This window comes from Pseudomonas sp. AGC41 (assembly GCF_057334555.1).
Map to the genome: position 1 here is coordinate 15158 of NZ_JBHFJB010000003.1, position 1611 is coordinate 16768.

2 protein-coding genes are annotated in these 1611 nt (G+C 58.7%); both read left to right on the plus strand.

Annotation, left to right across the window (positions count from 1 at the left end; genetic code table 11):
* Nucleotides 1–167 precede the first annotated feature (167 nt).
* Nucleotides 168–590, plus strand: coding sequence for a phasin family protein (locus ACE04F_RS00375; protein WP_486103982.1), 423 nt, complete (start codon nt 168–170; stop codon nt 588–590).
* 10 nt (nt 591–600) lie between these two features.
* The gene (locus tag ACE04F_RS00380) at nt 601–1491 is read left to right on the plus strand and encodes a phasin family protein (RefSeq protein ID WP_486103984.1); all 891 of its coding nucleotides are present in this window, start codon (nt 601–603) and stop codon (nt 1489–1491) included.
* Nucleotides 1492–1611 lie beyond the last annotated feature (120 nt).

Below are 1611 nucleotides of genomic sequence, written 5' to 3' on the forward strand. Positions count from 1 at the left end.
GAATGACACACCGCTTTCGCGAGCACCCCCCCCCCCACAGGGGAAATCATCGCGCCAGGTTTTATGCCAGTTGTTAGGGTGCCCTTTCTAATTATTCTCACTACTTTGTGCCTTGGCCCGACCCTGTGCGGGCAGTTGCTCAAACCTGTCTTCGAGTGAGGTGCACCATGGCCAAAGTTATTCTGAAGAAAAAAACCGACATTGATTCTTCCACGCTGGGCGACGTCAAAACGTACGCGCGCAAGATCTGGCTGGCGGGCCTGGGCGCTTATGTCAAGGTCGGTCAGGAGGGCGGCGAATACTTCAAGGAGCTGGTCAAGGCCGGTGAAGTTATTGAAACCAAAGGCAAAAAGAACATTGCCGGAAAACTTGAAGCGGCGAACAGCGAACTGATCGAAGCCAAGACCGACGTCAATACTTTCAAGGCCCGCGTCGAAGTTCAACTCGACAAAGTCGAGAAGGTATTCGACGCGCGTGTTGCAAGTGCCTTGAATCGTATCGGCATTCCGTCTAAACATGACGTTGAGACACTCTCTGCTAAGCTCGATGAGCTGACGGCATTGCTCGAACGTGTCGCGCGTAAACATTAAGGAGAACGGGATGGCTGGCAAAAAAATCACCGAAAAAGAAGGCAGCTCGTGGGCCGGGAAGATTGAAAAGTACTCCCGCAAAATCTGGCTTGCTGGTTTAGGCGTGTACTCGAAGATCGACACTGACGGCAGCAAACTCTTCGAGTCCCTGGTCAAGGACGGCGAGAAGGCCGAAAAACTCACCAAGACGGCGGTCGGCAAACAAGTCGATGCCGCCAAGGATTCTGCCGAGTCCACCAAGTCGCGCATGGGCGGCGTGAAGGATCGTGCACTGGGCAAGTGGGATGAGCTGGAAGGGGCTTTCGACAAACGTCTGAACAGTGCAATTTCCCGCCTGGGCGTGCCGAGCCGCAATGAAGTCAAGGAACTGCACAGCAAGGTCGACACCCTGACCAGGCAGATCGAAAAACTCACCGGGGCCAAGGTCACGCCGGTCGCGACCAAGCCCGCTGCAACCAAGACCGCGGCGGCCAAGCCTGCAGCGAAGACGGCGGCCAAGCCACTGGTCAAGGCTGCGGCAAAAACCGTCGCCAAGCCTGCGGCCAAAGCAGCGGCCAAGCCAGCAGCCAAAACCGCAGCGGCCAAGCCTGCAGCCAAGGCGGCGGCCAAACCCGTCGCGGCGAAAACTGCAGCCAAGCCAGCGGCCAAGACGGCGGCGGCTAAACCAGCTGCGGCCAAACCGGCTGTCAAGCCAGCGGCAAAAGCCGCAGCCAAACCGGCCGCGGCGAAAAAGCCCGCAGTGAAAAAACCGGCCGCGCCAAAAGCAGCCGCACCCAAGGCGCCGGCCGCGGCCGCCAAACCGGCCTCCCCGACGAGCACGGCAAACTCTGCCTCGGCTCCAACCCCGGTAGCCACTCCGACTCCCGCGCCGGCTCCGTCGACGCCTACCAGTCAGTCCTGATTTTCCGGGGACATGCAAAAACGCCCGGCCTGTGAAGGTCGGGCGTTTTTTTGTGCGCCATAGACTAAAACTGTGGGAGCGAGCCTGCTCGCGAATGCATTCTGTCAGTCACACTTGAAT